Genomic DNA, 17016 nt, shown 5'->3' on the forward strand with positions numbered 1-17016 from the left:
ACGAGTCAAGTAACTAGTATGCTTGAAATGTTTAATTTATGTACAAGTTTAATTTATGTACAAGTTTAATGAGTTTAAACTTAGGAGAAAAATTCAATGTAAATAAAAAGAAAGTATCAAATCTGTTTTCTGTGCCATATTCTACTCCGTTATTAGTAATTACCAAAGATTCTCAATTACTAAATAGTTATGATTATTCTACTGACAATCGAGTACCTGTTTCTAAGCCTTATTTAGATGCTAACGGAGGTCTTTTTGAAGATTCTCAACCTACCAAAAACTATTTTACTAAAGTCGCAAACACACCAGAGTATTGTTCATTAGAAAAGGTGCAAGATTTTTTGAATATAAATAAACCTACAAAAGAAAACTATCGCTTTAAACAATGGAAAGTAAGGCCCAAAGATCCTACAAACTTAGAAGAATTGCTTAATACAACGTATACAGCTATTTGACAAGACGATTCGATAATTGATTCAAACATTCCTTCTCAGGATCAAGATAATGTTGTTACACGTCCTTTAACTGCTTATGGGATTGCTTATGTACCAAAACAATTTACTTTTGCTTCGACTTCACTTAAGGATAATAGGGAACAAATAATCCCATTTACAAAAATAGAGAGTTTCCATATTGGAATAAGAGATGTTCGAAATACCGAAAGTTCTTGGACGGTAAGTGCTCAATTAGAGTGGACAGGGCAAACACTTCCTGGAGCAGAAATAGTCACTACTAATGCTACAGGTATTGTTAAAAAGAATAATAACAATGGTGTGGACGATTTTGACGCCAACAAAGATTTTACGGAATGTCCAACTAGCGAAGTAATTGGGCAAAGGAATGTCATTATACAAAGTACTTCGCCTACGCCTATTTTGATGGCACCATCGGGTACACATAATGCGGTTTATGACTATGATTTAGGAAATGTTGCCTTACGTATTCCCGAAACAAGACAAATTGAACCTACCGCGTATCACGGAAACGTTCAATGGTTCTTAAACAATACGCTATAAATAACGAAAAAAAGCACTAGGGAAATAAAAAACTAGTGCTTTTTTATTCTGTAGACAAAAATAAAGGAGCACTTGAAAGTAAGCACTCCTTTATCTGATGAATATGTCCCCGCTCCTAAGAAGCTAACATTCCATTTATGTGAATTGGATAGAAAATGAAAAGTTCGATAAAAAGAATATTAACTTCTTGGAAGCGGGGACATGTTTTTTTATGAAACAAAAATTGTAAGAGAAATTATGCGCCTAAAGCGTTAGATAAGTTCCAAACAATGTTTCCTGAGTATGTGCCAGCAGCTACATTTTCAGAGTTTGGAATTACTAATTTAGGTGCTTTGAATTGATAGTTGTAGACACCGTTAACTGTTTTACCAGCATTAGCTTTCATCAATTCTACTTGAGAACCTTGCTCAATTGTTAAGTTAGTTGCAGAATCTCCGATAGTAACTTCATCTTCAGTCACTGGAGTTAATGCACCTTTAGTGTTTAATTTTACATTTCCTTCAGTAGCAGTGATTGTTGAACCAGCCATGTAGCCATTGTCGTCGCCGTCCCAAACTAATTGAGCTTTTAAAGTCCAAGCACGATCTTTGGCACGTGTTTTATCTTGTACCCCTACGTTGTATTTACCTTGAGTACTTTCGTTGTTTGATAAATCAATTGTTGATTTTCCGTTTTCTTTTAGTTCACCTTGTCCAGATAATGCTTTTGGTGCATAAGCAATACCGAATAAGCCCTCAATATCTGTACCTTGGTCGCCTCCACCTTCACCTGGTTCAGTTGGAGGTGTTGGTTTCTCTGGTGTTTGGTTTACTGTTAATTCTGCAGTAATTGGTGTTTTTGCACTTGCTGGATTTGGATCAGTTGGTTCTGAGGCGAAAACCCCTGCTGCTCCTAATAAGGTTGTGGAAGCTAATAAAGTAGCTCCAAGTAATCGAATACTTTTCATTCTAAATTCGCTCCTTTTAAAATTTATTTTTTAGAACAATTGGATTATAACAAGAAAAACGAGGGATATTTTCTAAAAAAATTCAGAAAAATCGCTGTTTTTTTTTTTTTTTTTTTCTTGACATTTCGGGGGATGTGTGATAAAAAGTTGGGTTTATCTACATAAAATATAGAAAAATTAGTCAAAAAAAGTTGAATTCAACTTTTAATATATGTCAAAAGTTCTTTACCACAACTTATTCATTTTTGATTCAAAAATAGGAAATTCCCTTTGTATGATTCATCAAAAAGAAATCCTTTCAAAAATAGCAAAAGAACGAAGGAATTAACTCTTCGTTCTTTTGCTATTTTTTTATGTAGGTAACCTATTTTGTTTAATTAGAAAAATGAGGAGAGGAATTCTTTTAATAAACGGTGTTTAATTTTGGATTGAAGCGTAAAACTTGAATGTCAATTGTTATTTACTATATTGATAGCTTAAATGATTGGATGAGTGAGCAATGAATTGAAGAATGAAAACATATAAAAATATATTATTTTATTCATTATTTTTTTTACGTGGGCACCTAATTATAATGCTTATGCAAATGATTAGTATAAAGAATTTACAAATGCACAAGAAGCAATTGAATGGGGAAAAAGGTAATCAGGAAATTATTTATTTTCAACAGAACAAAGACAATTATTTAAGGGTTATAGCTACAATTCTCAACCATTTAATAGTAATTTAAGAAAAGGAATTCCATTTTCAGAGTTAAGTATAGAAGAACAGAAGTGTATTTTAACATTAGATAAAGCGGTAGTATATCTTCTTGTAACAGAAAATATAATTGTTTATAGGTATGCTAATATAGATTTTTTAGAACGCATAGACTACTAAAAAAAAGAAATAGAAAAGAACATTGTGGGAAATTATTTTCAAACAGTATTACCTACAGCAATAGAGTCTATTCAGAATACCGGAGCTGTTGGGAAAATTTTTCAGGAACCAGTTTTTTTATCTACTACTTTGGTAAAAAACTCTGTATTTACACATAGACCAATGAATTGAGAATAAAAGTCAGACGATAAAAAAATGCAACCTATATAGGATATCCTGGAATGAGTTACTATCCTCAAGAACTAGAATTGTTATTTCCTCGAGAAGAACAATTACGAATTGACAGTGTGAGCTTCTCACCAAATAATAAAATTCATATAGAAGATCAGTTATTAGGGCCGTATTTTTTGAAAGATGGGCAAGTATTAGAATACGAAAAATATTCATTATCTGTTTAAAGGAATCTATAAAAAAGATATTTGATTTAAATAAGTGTTTGAAATATTATACATGTCTATGTTAAATATAGATTTTGAGTTATTTGATACAACTTCATTGTGTATCTTGCTTTAAATAATAAATCATATTGAGAAAAGATACTTTTGAAGAAATATTATTTTTTTAATAAAAAACATATAACTAACATATACAAAAATGCCTGTTCTCGTTAGTTATATGTTTTTATTCTCGTATGTAAGTTGTAAAGAAAAATGCATACCTGATTTCTTGAACGATTATTTTCTTTTTATTAGAAAATATCCTCAAAATGTTAAAAAGTCTTAAACAATGTATCTAAGTTTGATTTAAAATCAAACTTCCTTTGTTATTTGTTGTCAATATTTATTTTGGAGATATGGTTAATAAAGATATCATATTACGTAGAATCATACCTTTATTTTTTCTATAAACTTCTATAAACTATAGAAGAAGTTTCATAGTTTATTGAAAATAAATTAACAGAAGAAAGGAAGAGATTAATGAAAACTGTTCATTTATTAGGAGTTACTTTATTAGGTTTTACCTCTTTATTAGGAACAGGAAATGTTTTAGCAGAAGAATCACAACCAGTAACACCAGTTCCAGGTAAGATACAGACTCCAGTTAATACAGAATTAACGCTTAAAACCCCAGAGTCTCCACAACCGCCAACAGGAGAAGAAGGTGGGGGAGATAAACCAACAGGGATTACAGGTTTATTTGGAATTGCCTATGCCCCAAATGCTTTAAGTGCGCAAGGTGAGTTAAATGCCTCTGGTGATGAACAACGAATTTCTTTGACAAGAGAAAACGTCAAGAAATATAATGTTGGAGTACAAGATAAGACTCGTGGCAAAGATCGTAATTGGAGACTTACTGCTCAATTAAGTTGGGAAAACGATCCTCAAGGATATATGGTAGGCACAATGATTTCAGCCACTAATGGAAATGTGAAAGAAAATAAAAAAGGTATTTTAGAAGAGTTATCAGATAAAGAGGTTACGACCAATGTTAGTGATTTAACGATTAAACAAGATGTACCGGTTGATATTATGATGGCTACTAACGGAAAAACATTAAATGGTGTCTACAATTATCAATTTTCAAATCCAGAATTAGTGATTCCACACCCTGATAAAGTAACCACAGGAAATTATTCTGGAAATATTAATTGGAATTTAACAGATGCATTAGGTGGTGAACAAAGAACAGTTACAGTTAGATATATTTCAAGTAAAACAGGTAAAGAAATCCACCCTGCTCAAACTATTTCTGGTAGTGTAGGAGCAAAATATGATGTTAGTACTTCTTCTTATAAATTGAATTTAGAGAATAAACGATATGTATTGAATAATGAAAAATTACCAGAAAATGCAGTTGGAAATTTCGAAAGTGATAAAAATCCAATTGTTACTTATTATTATGACTATGAACCGCTTGAAGCTATGAACGGGGGATTTGAGGATCCGGTAACTACTAACCTTAGTACGGCTTGGGGAAATATGTATAAGGAGCAAAATTTTACTTCTGATCGAGTGCCTGGATGGACTAATGATGGTAAGGTGTCAGGAACGGCAGGTGGTCCATGGGATGTAATAACTCTATTAAGAAAATATCCAGCGGCTGATAAAGTTGGTCCTGTTGATGGCGAACAATTTACTAAATTAAATGTGAACAAAGCTTATTATCAAGATTTGAAAACTATTCCTGGAGAAACACTTCAATGGGAAGTTTATCATCGAGCGGTATTTGGAACGAATACTGCTGTTGTAGAAATCGGTGCACCTCAAGAACCATTGATTCAACAATGTGAAATGGTTACAGGAACTGAAAAATGGGTTAAATATTCTGGAACTTATAAGGTGCCAGAAGGGCAAACGACTACTCGAGTACAGCTCAGAGCGATTTCTGGATACATTCCTTCAGGTTATAACGATTCTTTTGGTAACTTAATAGATGCATTTAAACTTTCAAGCATAGAAGAATAGGAAGAAAGCCACCATAAAAAGTTACTTTTTTATGGTGGCTTTTTTGAGTACTTAAACTATTCTTAATTTTAAAATTTGAAAAAATAGCAAGAGAAAAAGAAACAAAAAATAAAAACGAAAACAAATAAGTTTGTAGATTTTTGTAAAAATAACTATCGTTCTTTTTATTTTGGGTTCTTTTTTTGCTTTTTTAGTGGATTTTTCATTGTTTTCTTGGTTATAAAATCAAACATTTTACTCTTTTTGTGAGTTTTGTCAATATTTATTTTTGTGAAAATTTATATAAGGATATGTTTTTGTTTAGAATCGTACTTGTTTATTTTCGTATAAGATATGACCGTAAGGTTAAGTGATAAAAATCACTTGCCTAAAAAATATTTTATTTGAAAGGAAGAAGGATAGAAAATGAAAAGCATTCGATTACTAGGAGCGACATTGTTAGCTTCAACTACCTTATTAGGAGCGGCAAGTGCCTTTGCGGAGGTGTCACAACCAGCAGAAGGAGATCCAAAAACTGCACAAACACCAATTAGCGCAGAATTAACAGTGAATCAAACACCAACTAAACCAGAACCGCCAAAAGGTCCAGATGAAGGTGGTACAGATGAAGGGACAGAAATTACAGGATTATTCGGTATTGCTTATGCGCCAAAAGCATTAAGTGGTACAGCTGAATTACAAGAAAAAGGGCAAACAGAAGTATCTTTAACTAATAATTCTGCGACTAATACAAACAATAAATACAACGTAGGTGTCCAAGATAAAACACGTGCCAAAGATCGTAACTGGACATTATCTGCACAATTAGAGTGGACAGGTGACACACAAGGTTATATGGAAGGTGCAACAATCACCGCTTCTGAAGGTAATGCAAAATTGAACGATGGAAAAGGAAATCTTAGCGAAATTACAGAGGGAGAAGTTACAACAACTGCAGCTTCTCTAACTATTCAAAAAGATGCTCCTACGACTATTTTGACTGCACAAAAAGGAAAAACAGTGAATGGTGTGTACAACTACCAATTCAAAGATCCTAAATTAGTAATTCCAACTTCTGAAAATGTAGCTGCAGGAACATATTCAGGAAATATCAACTGGACATTGTCTAATGTAGTGGAATAATCCGTTGTTTTTATCAAAAGGAAAGGTAAGAATTATCTTTCCTTTTGGTTTACATAGAAATAATTGAATGAATGGAGTGTGGTGAGAAGGAAAATCCGATTCTAATCAATGCGCAAGTTGTCATATGATTGAAAGGATTTTATTTTTTTGAGTATTGTATGAGTTTTTTAGCTTAAACTATATATTTTACATCTTGGTATCATTTTGTCAATTTCTTTTTTTAGAAATAACCATATAAAGATGTCGTTTTTATTAGAATCTTTACCGTGTATTTTCTTATAAAATACCCTTGACAAAGTTTTTCTCTGAAAGGATAGAACAATTTGTTTCTTCCTTTTAGTTGATATAGATAAATAAAAAAGAAAGGAAGAGCGAACGTGAAAAAATGGGCACTATATAGTATGTGTATTTTAAGTTTATTCGCAGGAGGCTATCATGCACAAGCAGAAGAATCAGATTCCAGTCAATTAGCCGGCGGCTATACGATTGAAGGAATCCCGAGTGATCATCAACTGGATAAAACGGTGAGTTATTTCTACTTAAAAGAGAATCCAGGTGAAAAAGATCAAGTAAAGGTAAAACTAACCAATGATTCGGATAAAGAAAAAACACTCGAAGTAAAGCTAACCAATGCGAATACTAATTCCAATGGTGCCGTTGATTATACGGGGAAAATCAAAGACCATGCGTCTTTAAAAGATCCTTTGACTTCTATGGCCAAGGTTAGCCAAAAAGAAGTCCAAGTGCCTGCAAAAAGTAGTGTAGAAACAGCGATTGATATTCAAATGCCGGAAAAGACAATGTCAGGTGTCGTTGTTGGTGGTATTGTCGTTTCAGAAAAACAAACGGTGGAAAAGGAGAAACAGGCACTTAGCTTAGGCAATATCTATACGTATACGATTGGGTTAGTGTTAACCAATGAAGATACGGTAGAACCAAAGAAAAATAATTCGGTAGAACTAGATACCGTAGGAGCGAAATTATCCGATGGGAAAAAGATTGTCCAAGCGGACATTTTAAACCCGAATCCGTATATTTTCCCTGATGCGACGGTCAAAGGAGAAATTAAACCGAAAGCTTCAGGAGAAGTCATCAAAAAAGAAGAAAAGAAAAATGTGAATATTGCGCCATACTCTGTGTATCCGTTCCAATTTGACTGGAAAAAAGAAGAGTTAAAACCAGGAAAATATGTCTTTGTAGGGAGTGTGGATGCCGGAGGAAAAACCTGGAAATTTGAAAGAGAATTTGAAATTACCGATGAGAAAGCCAAAGAAATCAATACTAAATCGGTCTTTAAAGTCTATATTCCAAAATGGGTTACTTATGGCGTATATGCTTTAGTCATTATTAGTGTTGGAGGCACAATTTATATCGTTGTACGAAGAAAACAAAGAGAGGCGGAATAAGCATGAAGAAATGGCTAATCGGAGGATTGTTATGTAGCACGTTACTGATGGGAAGCGTAGTGTATGCGGCAGAACAACCAAGTACGGATGTCGCCCAAACGGGCGTAACGGTTCAATTAGCTCGTCCTATTGGGCCAGATAAATTGCCAGGAGGAGAGTCTTCAGGTGGAACTGGTGGCTCGAATTCGACGATTCATACTAATACTAATAGTAACGCAAACGCTAATGCACAAATGAATATAGCTATTGGTGGCTCATCAACTGGACGTTTGCCTCATACGAATGGAGAAAAAAATCTGATGTATTCCATTTTAGGTGGCGTGTTCCTTGGCTGTAGTTTGTGTTTATTGATAATTAGAAAAAATAAAGAAAAGGAAGTGGAAGAATAATGTATAGCTTACCTATTTGTTTACTGGTTGTGGGCATCCTTTTACTGATAGTAAATAGTTTACTTTTTTTCAACGACTACAAAGCAACATTAACAAAATCTATGAAAAAAAGTCGGTTATACGTCAATGGCATTGTCCTTCTTTCTTCTGTAGGAGTGATTGTGTTAAGTACGGTGTATATCTTTATGATTAATAGTCAATTGAGCTAAAGAGCGGGTAGGAAGAAATAGATATATACTTGTTCAGCGCTATTATGTAAAAAACTAGTGAAGCAACTTTCAAAGCAAGAGCTTGTTTGGGAAAACTAACTAGTTAAGGAGGTAGAAACTTAGATGAAAAGGAAGAAGTATGCGTATTTATTCGCGACAACAGTTTTATTGGCCAATGCAGCAACGACGCCTATGACGGTGATTGCCGAAACGATGCAAGAAAATTCATCGCCAGAAGTGGCTGAAAAAGCAGAGAAGCAAGAAGAACCGTCAAACTCAACTGAAGTAAAACAAGAACAACCGCAAAAGGTGCCAGCAACCAATGGTGAAAAAGTAGAAGAAGGACAATCTAAAGAAGAACCTTCTACAACACCAGGGGAAACACCGGTTGTAGAGAACGAAGAAGAAGCTCCAGAAGGAGCTACTAATGCGGAAGTGGAAACAGATGCGGGAACAACCACTCATCAAGAAGTGCGTCTCGCGGACTGGAAAACGGAAGATAAAGGGAGCTATGTACTGATTACAAAATATACAGGAAGTAGCACAGAGATTGTTGTACCAAATGAAATTGATGGGAAACCAACAAAATTAAAGGATATTGATGACATAGTCTTTCCAAATTTATCTTCAGTAACAAGTTTTAAAGTACTACCAAGAGAAGATGGAACAAAAGTAGGTGTAGAATCTACGGATTTGTCAAATGCTTTTGTATACAAGTTTTCACTTAAGACAATTGATTTATCAGGATTAGATACAAGCAATGTAACAAATATGTCTGGAATGTTTAAGTATGCTAAGAATGTTGAAGAAATTAATTTAAATGGCTTAAACACGAGTAATGTAATAAATATGTCAGATATGTTTTATACTATAGGTACTGATAATCAGCTACTTATAGATGTAAGTAATTTTGATACAAGTAATGTAACAGATATGTCTGGAATGTTTTATTTTTCTGGAAACGAAAATTTAGATGTTAGTCATTTTAATACAGCCAAAGTAACGGATATGAGCTACATGTTTGGTCAATATGGCGGGGAAACTCTAGATTTGAGCAACTTTGATACAAGTAATGTTACTAATATGGCACATATGTTCCACTCTTCCTTAAAATTAAAGAGTCTAGACTTAAGTCGTTTTAATACAAGCCGAGTGAAGAATATGGAATCTATGTTTGAAGCTTGTGAAGAACTAGTAAACCTAGATCTAAGGAGCTTCAACACTAGCTGTGTGAGAAATATGAGTCGAATGTTTGCAAATATGTTTTCCAAAAATTATTTTCGAGGATCTTCGAAACTAGATTTACGTAATTTTGTTATTAATGCAGAAACAAATATATCTGGTATGTTTGCTCAACACTATAGTTATGTTAATAGAAGTGCGGTAATCTTAGCTACAGATTCTAAATTATTAGATTATAATTATGCTTCTGATTTAGTTGATCCTGTAGCTATGCCTCAATTAAATGCAAACGGTGGTCAATTCAAAGATCAAACAAATACAAAACAATACTTCACTAAAGTAGCCTATACACCAGAAGAATTTGAAACAATAAACAAAGTAACTACTTTTGAACAATTCCAAAAAGATAATGTTCCAACAAAAGCAGGAGCAGAATTCCGAGGCTGGAAATTAACAGAAGGAACTGCTTCTGGCGCTCAAAATGTTTATCCTGATCTATACGGAGCGAAATATCAAGCACAATGGGTAAACGCTTCTGTGAAGGTGAAATATGTATTTGAAGATACAGGAAAAGAAATTGCAAGCTCTAAGACCATTGAAGGGGAAGTAGGCGAGTATTACGATGCGACCACACCAGAATATAAATTAAACATAGATGGCTATGTCTTGGATGAAAGTCGCTTGCCAGATAACGCAAAAGGAACCTTTTCAAAAGAAGCGAAGGAAGTCGTTTATTACTATAAAGCGTTGCAAACATCTATCGTTAATGGAAGTTTTGAAGATCCAGTAATAGATGCTGGAAATTATGAACAATTCTTTCAAGCAATTCCAGGTTGGAAATCCCTTCATGATAGAGTTTTTAGATTAAATCAACAACGTCCTGGAGCAGTTCCAGCAATCGATGGAAAACAATGGGTAGAACTTCAAACAGTAGCGTTTACTTCTGATTTTGGTATTTATCAAGATGTAAAAACAACACCAGGAGAAACGTTATATTGGGAGGTTTCTCAAAGAGGAGTATATGGAGAAGATACTGCAGCTATTCAAATTGGTGCACCAGACGGTGAATTAGTTGAACAAAAGCAAGTAACGTCACCACATACCGAATGGAAAACCTATAGTGGGTATTATACTGTACCAGAAGGACAGACAACCACTAGATTTCAATTGAAATCTATAAGAGTGGTACAACCATGGGAGTCTGATCATGGGAATTTCTTTGATAAGGTGATTTTTACCAATATAAAATCAACAGTTAAAGTGAATTTTGTCGATCAAAGTGGTAAGTCTATTAAAGAACCACAAATAATTACAGGCTATAAAGATCAAGCGTATGATTTAACAGATATTGTGGAAACACCTATTCCTGGGTATAAACTAGATGAGAGTAAAATGCCAGAAGGAATAAAAGGAACATTTACAGAGGAAGCGAAAGAAATTACGTTAACTTATAACCCATTAGACATACACATTCCGTCTGAAGGGGAAGATAACACCAAACCAACAACGCCGGAGGAGTTATCTAACTATGGCATTGCGTATTTACCAAAACAATTTCAAACAGAAAGTACTGTATTGAATGATGCAGGTCCGCAAAGTATTCCAGTGAATAAAACCGATCGCTTTGATGTAGGGGTTCGGGATTTACGGAATAAAGAGAATCAATGGACGTTAAATGCACAACTTGTGTGGAATGTAGGAAAAGAGCTTCCAGGAAGTTCAATCAAAACCACGAATAAAACAGGTGTTGTGATGAAGAATATTAATAATGGAACGAATCCATTTAATCCAACTACGGACTTAACAGATAGTAATGATGGCGTGCAAGGAGGAACGAACGTAGAAATTACGGAGGTTCCAACAGCAATCATGACCGCAAACATGGGAAAATATAATGCCGTGTACAACTATAATTTAGGGGATGTATCGTTGGAAATTCCTGATGCAGGGATGGTAGAACTAGGAAGCTACAGTGGAAATGTAGTTTGGAGTTTAGAAAATGTCCTAGGAAATGAAACAACTCCTCCTGTAGAAGAACAATTTAGTTTTAAGGTAAATGAGTATCTTTCTCCTCAGCGTTTTAATTCGTATGAAGAAGCAGAAGAAGCAAGACATAACTATGTAATGGAGAATTTTAAACGTGGTAGTACAGAGCCGACAAGCATGGTAACTAATTCTGAACATGGAAATTTGGATATACCTGAAGAGTATTTTAAATATAAGTATAGAGTAATATTTAATGTTATGGTGCATGAAGGTATGATTAATTCTGAAGTAATCTCAGATGAAAAGTTTGTAACTTATCAACAGGCAGAAAATTATTTAGAGGAATATATCCAAAGAACCAACTTACTATATGTGCCATCACTAGGTGTTTATGTGGAGGTTTCTTCGGTGAAAGAATCTTCAGTAACAAATCTTCAAGGGGAAGATATCTCTGGACCTATAGAATAGAAATTGCAAGAGTTGAAAAAATTACATGTACCGTTAGTGTTTGTTTTAAGCTACTTTTACCTAGCAAGTGATGAACGACGTTTGAAAAAGGGAAGAATGAATGCTTCAAACGAAACAATTAGTTAAGCTCCTCAAAAAGATTGCTGGTTATAAGTCTCTTTTTTGAGGAGCTTTTTTATAAGAAAATCCAATGGCAAGGAGGCAACCCATTAAAAAGGTGAAAAATCGTGATTGATGAGTATATTGAAAAAGATATCCTGAGACAAATTAAAGTAACGGAATACTTGTTTGAATTGAAACAATTGAATATTCCAAAAGTAGCGGAATTATTAAATGTCAGTCGAATGACGATTAAACGAGACATTGAAAAGATTTTATTGTTAGATTCTCGTATCCAATTAGTCGAAGAAAAACCAACCCATGTGACGATGTATTTTCAAGCCGGTATGACAAGGTATGAGCTGATACGAAACTTATATAGTCAATCTTATTTTTTAAAGATCTGTCTCTTATATTTACAAGGAGAACGGAACTATATAAAAATTTCGGAACAAGAACATATTTCTGTGGCCAAAGTTTTTTCGCTAAAAAAGAAAGTAGAAGAATTCTTTAAAAAGACAGGAGGGATGACGGAAGAAGGCACGTTTATTACGGATGAATTTCATTACCGATTGTTGCTGCTTACGATATGGATGAGAGTAGATCCAATGGAGATAGAGATGGATCCACGAATTTATCGAGAGGCTCAACAAATTGTTGCTCAAATTAGCCAAATTTTTTCCAACGAGTTGAATGAACGAGAAAAGTATTTTTTTACATTAAATGTCTACCTTTCCTTACAAAGAAAACATACAGGGATAAAAAATCCAAAGCAAGGCATGGAGTATCTTTATAAAGAATTGGAGTTTGAAAAAATTGAAACCATTGTCCGTCCCTATCAATTGCCAAAAAATGAGAGTGACTATTTAACCATTATATATCGATTGTTAAATCATAATTTAAACAATTATCATTATCTCCAAATGGACTATTATCAAATGAAGAAGAGTCACTTTTATAAGAGACCAGAGATTTTAGCCTTGGTGTATCGTTTTGAGCAGACGTTTCAGCGAGAACTCATGAAAGAGTATCTTTTTGAACGCGCACTTTTACGATTCTTAGTCGATATTTTCTATCATCGTCCGATGTATTTGGTAGAAAAGAATCATTTTATTGAAGCCTCGCAAAAACAATTATGTGTACAAGTAAAACAATTGATGAGTGAGTGGAGTCAAGAATATGGGTATAAAGTCTATCTTGAAGAGCGTGCAATAGAAAGTTTTTGTTTAAAAGTCAGCGATGTATTGATTCATCAAGAAATAGGCAAAGTATGGCATGTGTTTATTGTTGCCGAAAATGAATTTTCTCATGTCATTTATCGAGAATGGATTCAACGACGGTTGAATACGACGCAAATAGTAATTGATAATGAACTCTATTATAATTTAGAGACATTGCCTGTGTATTTAGATACAGAAAATAGTGTGATTCTTTGTGAACGTAGCTTAACCAATGTTCCCTTTGACACCTATCAAGAAACCAAATTGTTCCCTGTGTCATTGTGTTCGGTAAATGAAGACTTACAACAATTTTTTATGTATGTATTTAATCAATATTAAAGGAAAAAATAAAAAAAGGAGCGAGAAAAATGAAGAGAACGTTGAATTATTTAGATGAGGAAACCTATTTTCAGTATTTTGAAAGAAAATATACAGATCCTGTTTTTCAAGAGAAGTATCCGTTGATTTCAGAAAGGATGAAAGAATTATGTGAGAAAATGAAGGAAACGATTGATACAAGTTCTCCGATGCACTTTTTTAAAGTGCATGCGGAAACCTTGGGATTGGATGCCCAACTACACATCCTTATGTCTTTAACGGACCTAGTGGACAATGAAGAAGTGTCCGAAGAAATGATTGTTCAGTGCGCACAAGAAGATTATCCGATATTTATGAAAGAGCTATGTGACAATAGCTCAACAGAGTTATTAGAACATACCTTATACTTTTCTGTGATTTAATGTTTGACAATGGAAGAAATAGGAGTAAAACGAATGAAAAAATATGTTTTTTTATGGGTTATTTTAAGTGGGATAGTAGTAAATATTCTATCTTTTCCAACGGTTTATATCCATCAATGGCAATTACTTATTGCGTTTTTATTAGGAATATTTACTATCGGCCTTGCCTTGTTTTTTTGGAAAGAAATGACGAAAAGAAGGCAAAAAATAGCGTTGGCTTTAGGGATGGCTCTTAATGGATGGACGCTTATCTGGTTTTTATTTTTACTCATTGGCCTTGGGTAATACACGTCTTTTCTTTCAAAAAAAGAAAAAAGGAGAACAAGCAGTTGAAACACTATTTAAAAGAGAATGTCTATGAAGCAATAAAACAACGTTTAGCGTACATTTTTTCCAAGTTTGACCATGTAGTGGTGGCCTTCTCTGGTGGGAAAGATTCAGGTGTCTTATTAGAAATGGTGTATCACTACTATAAATCTTGTCAAACAGAAGTTAAAGTATCGGTGTATCATTTAGACTATGAAGGAGGATATGCTCATACATTAGACTATGTCAAACGATGTATGGGGAAGTATCCAGAGTTTACGTATTATCATATTTGTTTGCCAATTTCTGCTTCTTGTGGGATTTCTATGTATCAATCCACTTGGTTGCCTTGGGATCCAGAGAAAAAAGAGATTTGGTTGAATCAACCACCTGAACAAGCGATTACGTTGGAGAATCATCCTTTTGATTTTTTTGACATCGGTATGAAAGATTATCTTTTTCAGAAAAAGCTTAGCCGTTGGCTGCACCAAAAAGAACAAGCAAAGCGAACCGCAGTATTGGTTGGTATTCGTGCACAAGAAAGTCTCAATCGTTACGCAACAGTGACCCGAGAGAATACCGTGACCATGTTTGGAAGAATTCGCTATAGTTTTAGAGTATATCACAATATTTTCAATTTTTATCCACTGTATGACTGGGACGTGAAAGACATATGGAAAGCGTATGGCACCTTTGGGTGGGATTATAACAAATTGTATGATCTTTATTATCAAGCAGGTGTTCCTTTGGGAGATATGCGAGTGGCGAATCCTTTCCATGATTGTGGGATTCATGCGTTAAAACTATATAAAGCCATTGAACCAGAAACGTGGGGGAAAATGCTTGGCCGAGTAAATGGCGTTAATTTTGGGGCGATATATGGGCAATCAAAAGCGATAGGATATCGGCAAGTGACGTTACCAAAGGGACAGACGTGGAAACAATATGTGAACTTTTTATTACAAACGCTTCCCGAAGAAACGCGAGCCATCTATGTGAAAAAGTTTAACCGTTCCAAAGAATATTGGATAGAAAAAGGTGGGGCATTATCCGTTGACCTGGTAGAACAATTAAGGGAAGCTGGCGTGTCGTTTATTGATTTAGGAGAACCACAAAATAATCGGAAGTATAAAACGGCGTATCGTTGGATTCGATTTCCAGAATATCCAGATGAAGTGCCAATTAAGCAAACCCGATTAGTTCCTTCCTATAAACGGATGTGTATTACGATTTTGAAAAATGATACGTCTTGTCGTTATATGGGATTTGCCCAAACAAAAGACGAACTACAAAAGAAAAAGGAGGCCATGGCGTTATGGGAGAACAATCTACCTACGTGAGTCCGGTGTATAGCATTCACCGAATTCCTCTTGAGAAGATTCGTACCAATGATTATAATCCTAATAAAGTGGCGCCTGCAGAATTAAAATTATTGGAACGGTCCATTTTAGCGGATGGGTATACAATGCCAATTGTTTGTTATTATGTAAAAGAGGCGGATTATTATGAGATAGTGGATGGGTATCATCGCTATTTAGTGATGACGCAATCAGAGGAAATCGCCCAAAGAGAAGGGTATCATTTACCCGTAGCGGTGATAGATAAGCCAATCAATGAACGAATTGCTAGTACGATTCGTCACAATCGTGCTAGAGGAACCCATTCCATCGATTGCATGGTGGAAATTGTCCAAAAATTGGTAGAATCAGGGCTAAGTGATCAATGGATTATGAAAAATATTGGCATGGATAAGGATGAATTGCTTCGATTAAAACAAGTGAGTGGCCTTGCCTCCTTGTTTGCGGAAAGCGAATTTTCTACTGCTTGGGAAGAAATTTAAAGAGAAAAAGGACAACTACTCAAAAGCGAGTGATTGTCCTTTTTTGTTGCTGAGTACGTATATTTTTCTCTTTCTAAGTGAACTAACCTATCTTTAGAACTTTTCTCAGGAATGAAACCATAATAATATGTGTCATTGGATTTTGCTATTTCATTAGTAAATTATTCTTGTTTTCAATTGAACTTTTTAACTATACTAATTTCAAAAAATTAATTAGGATTGAAAAAATTGCTATGTTACACTATTTTCGGTATCTAGTATGCATGCTTATTATATAGAAATTCGGCAATAACACAGTATAAAAGGATTTCTTCTAACTAAAAAAGTTTCACTTCTCGTGATAACCAAGAAATATCTTATTTCTAAGCAATCAGCTACTCCTACAGAAAAAATTGCAGTAGTCAAAATACCGATAAGTGGTATTGAAAATAAAGTATTAATTTAATAGTCGGTAACTTGGCTAATATTCCAGTTGAACTAACTTCAGACAGCAAGTAGGATAAAAAATCAGTCACATCTAGTAATAATAATATCACGAAAGGATATACTTGTTTATACATTTGTGGTATAATAGGGAATGCATACAAGAAACAAAGCAAACATCTAAATTTTCGGAATTAATGTCTAAATTGATAACTAATTTTACGTGAAAGGATCTCCTTTCATCATTTATTCGAAATTTGCTGGGGTACTGTTGGATATTCTAGAATCATGTTGATCTAACGACAGTCTCACTTAATAGAAGTTTACTCATTAAATTCCTACTAGGATTGATAGAGGTCAATGGACTCAGGTAGTGTGTT

The 17016-nt window shown here is 34.2% G+C and carries 15 protein-coding genes and 1 pseudogene; 15 read left to right on the top strand and 1 reads right to left on the bottom strand.

Going from position 1 to position 17016, the window contains the following annotated elements; translation table 11 throughout:
• Window positions 1–68 precede the first annotated feature (68 nt).
• On the top strand, window positions 69–455 hold the full coding sequence (locus IGJ90_RS14135) for a hypothetical protein (protein ID WP_438768380.1): 387 nt from the start codon (window positions 69–71) through the stop codon (window positions 453–455).
• Between the two features lie 81 nt (window positions 456–536).
• On the top strand, window positions 537–1016 hold the full coding sequence (locus IGJ90_RS14140) for a WxL domain-containing protein (RefSeq protein ID WP_438768449.1): 480 nt from the start codon (window positions 537–539) through the stop codon (window positions 1014–1016).
• Window positions 1017–1251: 235 nt separating this feature from the next.
• Here IGJ90_RS14140 and IGJ90_RS14145 read toward each other — a convergent pair whose 3' ends face one another.
• Window positions 1252–1962: a WxL domain-containing protein gene (locus IGJ90_RS14145; RefSeq protein WP_438768382.1), complete on the bottom strand. Its 711-nt coding sequence runs from the start codon at window positions 1960–1962 to the stop codon at window positions 1252–1254.
• Between the two features lie 675 nt (window positions 1963–2637).
• On the opposite strand from IGJ90_RS14145, the pseudogene IGJ90_RS14150 reads away from it, so the two are divergent.
• The 13 genes and pseudogenes from IGJ90_RS14150 to IGJ90_RS14210 all read left to right on the top strand — a co-directional run.
• Window positions 2638–2841: pseudogene (locus tag IGJ90_RS14150) on the top strand (hypothetical protein); the annotation flags it as partial.
• 221 nt (window positions 2842–3062) lie between these two features.
• The gene (locus IGJ90_RS14155) at window positions 3063–3239 is read left to right on the top strand and encodes a hypothetical protein (RefSeq protein ID WP_438768384.1); all 177 of its coding nucleotides are present in this window, start codon (window positions 3063–3065) and stop codon (window positions 3237–3239) included.
• Between the two features lie 519 nt (window positions 3240–3758).
• Window positions 3759–5246 carry a WxL domain-containing protein gene (locus tag IGJ90_RS14160; protein WP_438768386.1) on the top strand — a complete coding sequence of 496 codons (1488 nt, stop codon included), beginning with the start codon at window positions 3759–3761 and terminating at the stop codon, window positions 5244–5246.
• A gap of 405 nt (window positions 5247–5651) precedes the next feature.
• Window positions 5652–6368 carry a WxL domain-containing protein gene (locus IGJ90_RS14165; protein WP_438768388.1) on the top strand — a complete coding sequence of 239 codons (717 nt, stop codon included), beginning with the start codon at window positions 5652–5654 and terminating at the stop codon, window positions 6366–6368.
• A 377-nt stretch (window positions 6369–6745) separates the two neighbouring features.
• Complete coding sequence (locus IGJ90_RS14170; RefSeq protein ID WP_438768390.1) at window positions 6746–7774, top strand: DUF916 and DUF3324 domain-containing protein; 1029 nt, start codon at window positions 6746–6748, stop codon at window positions 7772–7774.
• A 2-nt stretch (window positions 7775–7776) separates the two neighbouring features.
• Window positions 7777–8163, top strand: a complete 387-nt coding sequence (locus IGJ90_RS14175; protein ID WP_438768392.1) for an LPXTG cell wall anchor domain-containing protein — start codon at window positions 7777–7779, stop codon at window positions 8161–8163.
• Window positions 8163–8372, top strand: a complete 210-nt coding sequence (locus IGJ90_RS14180; protein ID WP_438768394.1) for a hypothetical protein — start codon at window positions 8163–8165, stop codon at window positions 8370–8372. Before IGJ90_RS14175 ends, IGJ90_RS14180 begins: the two co-directional genes overlap by 1 nt.
• Before the next feature lie 123 nt (window positions 8373–8495).
• The gene (locus IGJ90_RS14185; RefSeq protein WP_438768396.1) at window positions 8496–12008 is read left to right on the top strand and encodes a BspA family leucine-rich repeat surface protein; all 3513 of its coding nucleotides are present in this window, start codon (window positions 8496–8498) and stop codon (window positions 12006–12008) included.
• Between the two features lie 227 nt (window positions 12009–12235).
• On the top strand, window positions 12236–13666 hold the full coding sequence (locus tag IGJ90_RS14190) for a DeoR family transcriptional regulator (protein WP_438768398.1): 1431 nt from the start codon (window positions 12236–12238) through the stop codon (window positions 13664–13666).
• Window positions 13667–13695: 29 nt separating this feature from the next.
• The gene (locus IGJ90_RS14195) at window positions 13696–14067 is read left to right on the top strand and encodes a DUF7006 family protein (RefSeq protein WP_438768400.1); all 372 of its coding nucleotides are present in this window, start codon (window positions 13696–13698) and stop codon (window positions 14065–14067) included.
• 33 nt (window positions 14068–14100) lie between these two features.
• Window positions 14101–14352 carry a hypothetical protein gene (locus IGJ90_RS14200; protein WP_438768402.1) on the top strand — a complete coding sequence of 84 codons (252 nt, stop codon included), beginning with the start codon at window positions 14101–14103 and terminating at the stop codon, window positions 14350–14352.
• 44 nt (window positions 14353–14396) lie between these two features.
• Window positions 14397–15713 carry a DUF3440 domain-containing protein gene (locus tag IGJ90_RS14205; protein ID WP_438768404.1) on the top strand — a complete coding sequence of 439 codons (1317 nt, stop codon included), beginning with the start codon at window positions 14397–14399 and terminating at the stop codon, window positions 15711–15713.
• Window positions 15689–16213, top strand: coding sequence for an IbrB-like domain-containing protein (locus IGJ90_RS14210; RefSeq protein ID WP_438768406.1), 525 nt, complete (start codon window positions 15689–15691; stop codon window positions 16211–16213). Before IGJ90_RS14205 ends, IGJ90_RS14210 begins: the two co-directional genes overlap by 25 nt.
• Window positions 16214–17016 lie beyond the last annotated feature (803 nt).

This window comes from Enterococcus sp. AZ129 (genome assembly GCF_051714505.1).
Lineage (GTDB): Bacteria > Bacillota > Bacilli > Lactobacillales > Enterococcaceae > Enterococcus > Enterococcus faecalis.

Bases quoted from the DNA above. Each gene is read 5' to 3' on its own strand.
- IGJ90_RS14135 (WP_438768380.1), top strand. From the start codon at position 69: ATGAGTTTAAACTTAGGAGAAAAATTCAATGTAAATAAAAAGAAAGTA.
- IGJ90_RS14145 (WP_438768382.1), bottom strand. From the start codon at position 1,962: ATGAAAAGTATTCGATTACTTGGAGCTACTTTATTAGCTTCCACAACC.
- IGJ90_RS14155 (WP_438768384.1), top strand. From the start codon at position 3,063: ATGAGTTACTATCCTCAAGAACTAGAATTGTTATTTCCTCGAGAAGAA.
- IGJ90_RS14160 (WP_438768386.1), top strand. From the start codon at position 3,759: ATGAAAACTGTTCATTTATTAGGAGTTACTTTATTAGGTTTTACCTCT.
- IGJ90_RS14165 (WP_438768388.1), top strand. From the start codon at position 5,652: ATGAAAAGCATTCGATTACTAGGAGCGACATTGTTAGCTTCAACTACC.
- IGJ90_RS14175 (WP_438768392.1), top strand. From the start codon at position 7,777: ATGAAGAAATGGCTAATCGGAGGATTGTTATGTAGCACGTTACTGATG.
- IGJ90_RS14180 (WP_438768394.1), top strand. From the start codon at position 8,163: ATGTATAGCTTACCTATTTGTTTACTGGTTGTGGGCATCCTTTTACTG.
- IGJ90_RS14185 (WP_438768396.1), top strand. From the start codon at position 8,496: ATGAAAAGGAAGAAGTATGCGTATTTATTCGCGACAACAGTTTTATTG.
- IGJ90_RS14195 (WP_438768400.1), top strand. From the start codon at position 13,696: ATGAAGAGAACGTTGAATTATTTAGATGAGGAAACCTATTTTCAGTAT.
- IGJ90_RS14200 (WP_438768402.1), top strand. From the start codon at position 14,101: ATGAAAAAATATGTTTTTTTATGGGTTATTTTAAGTGGGATAGTAGTA.
- IGJ90_RS14210 (WP_438768406.1), top strand. From the start codon at position 15,689: ATGGGAGAACAATCTACCTACGTGAGTCCGGTGTATAGCATTCACCGA.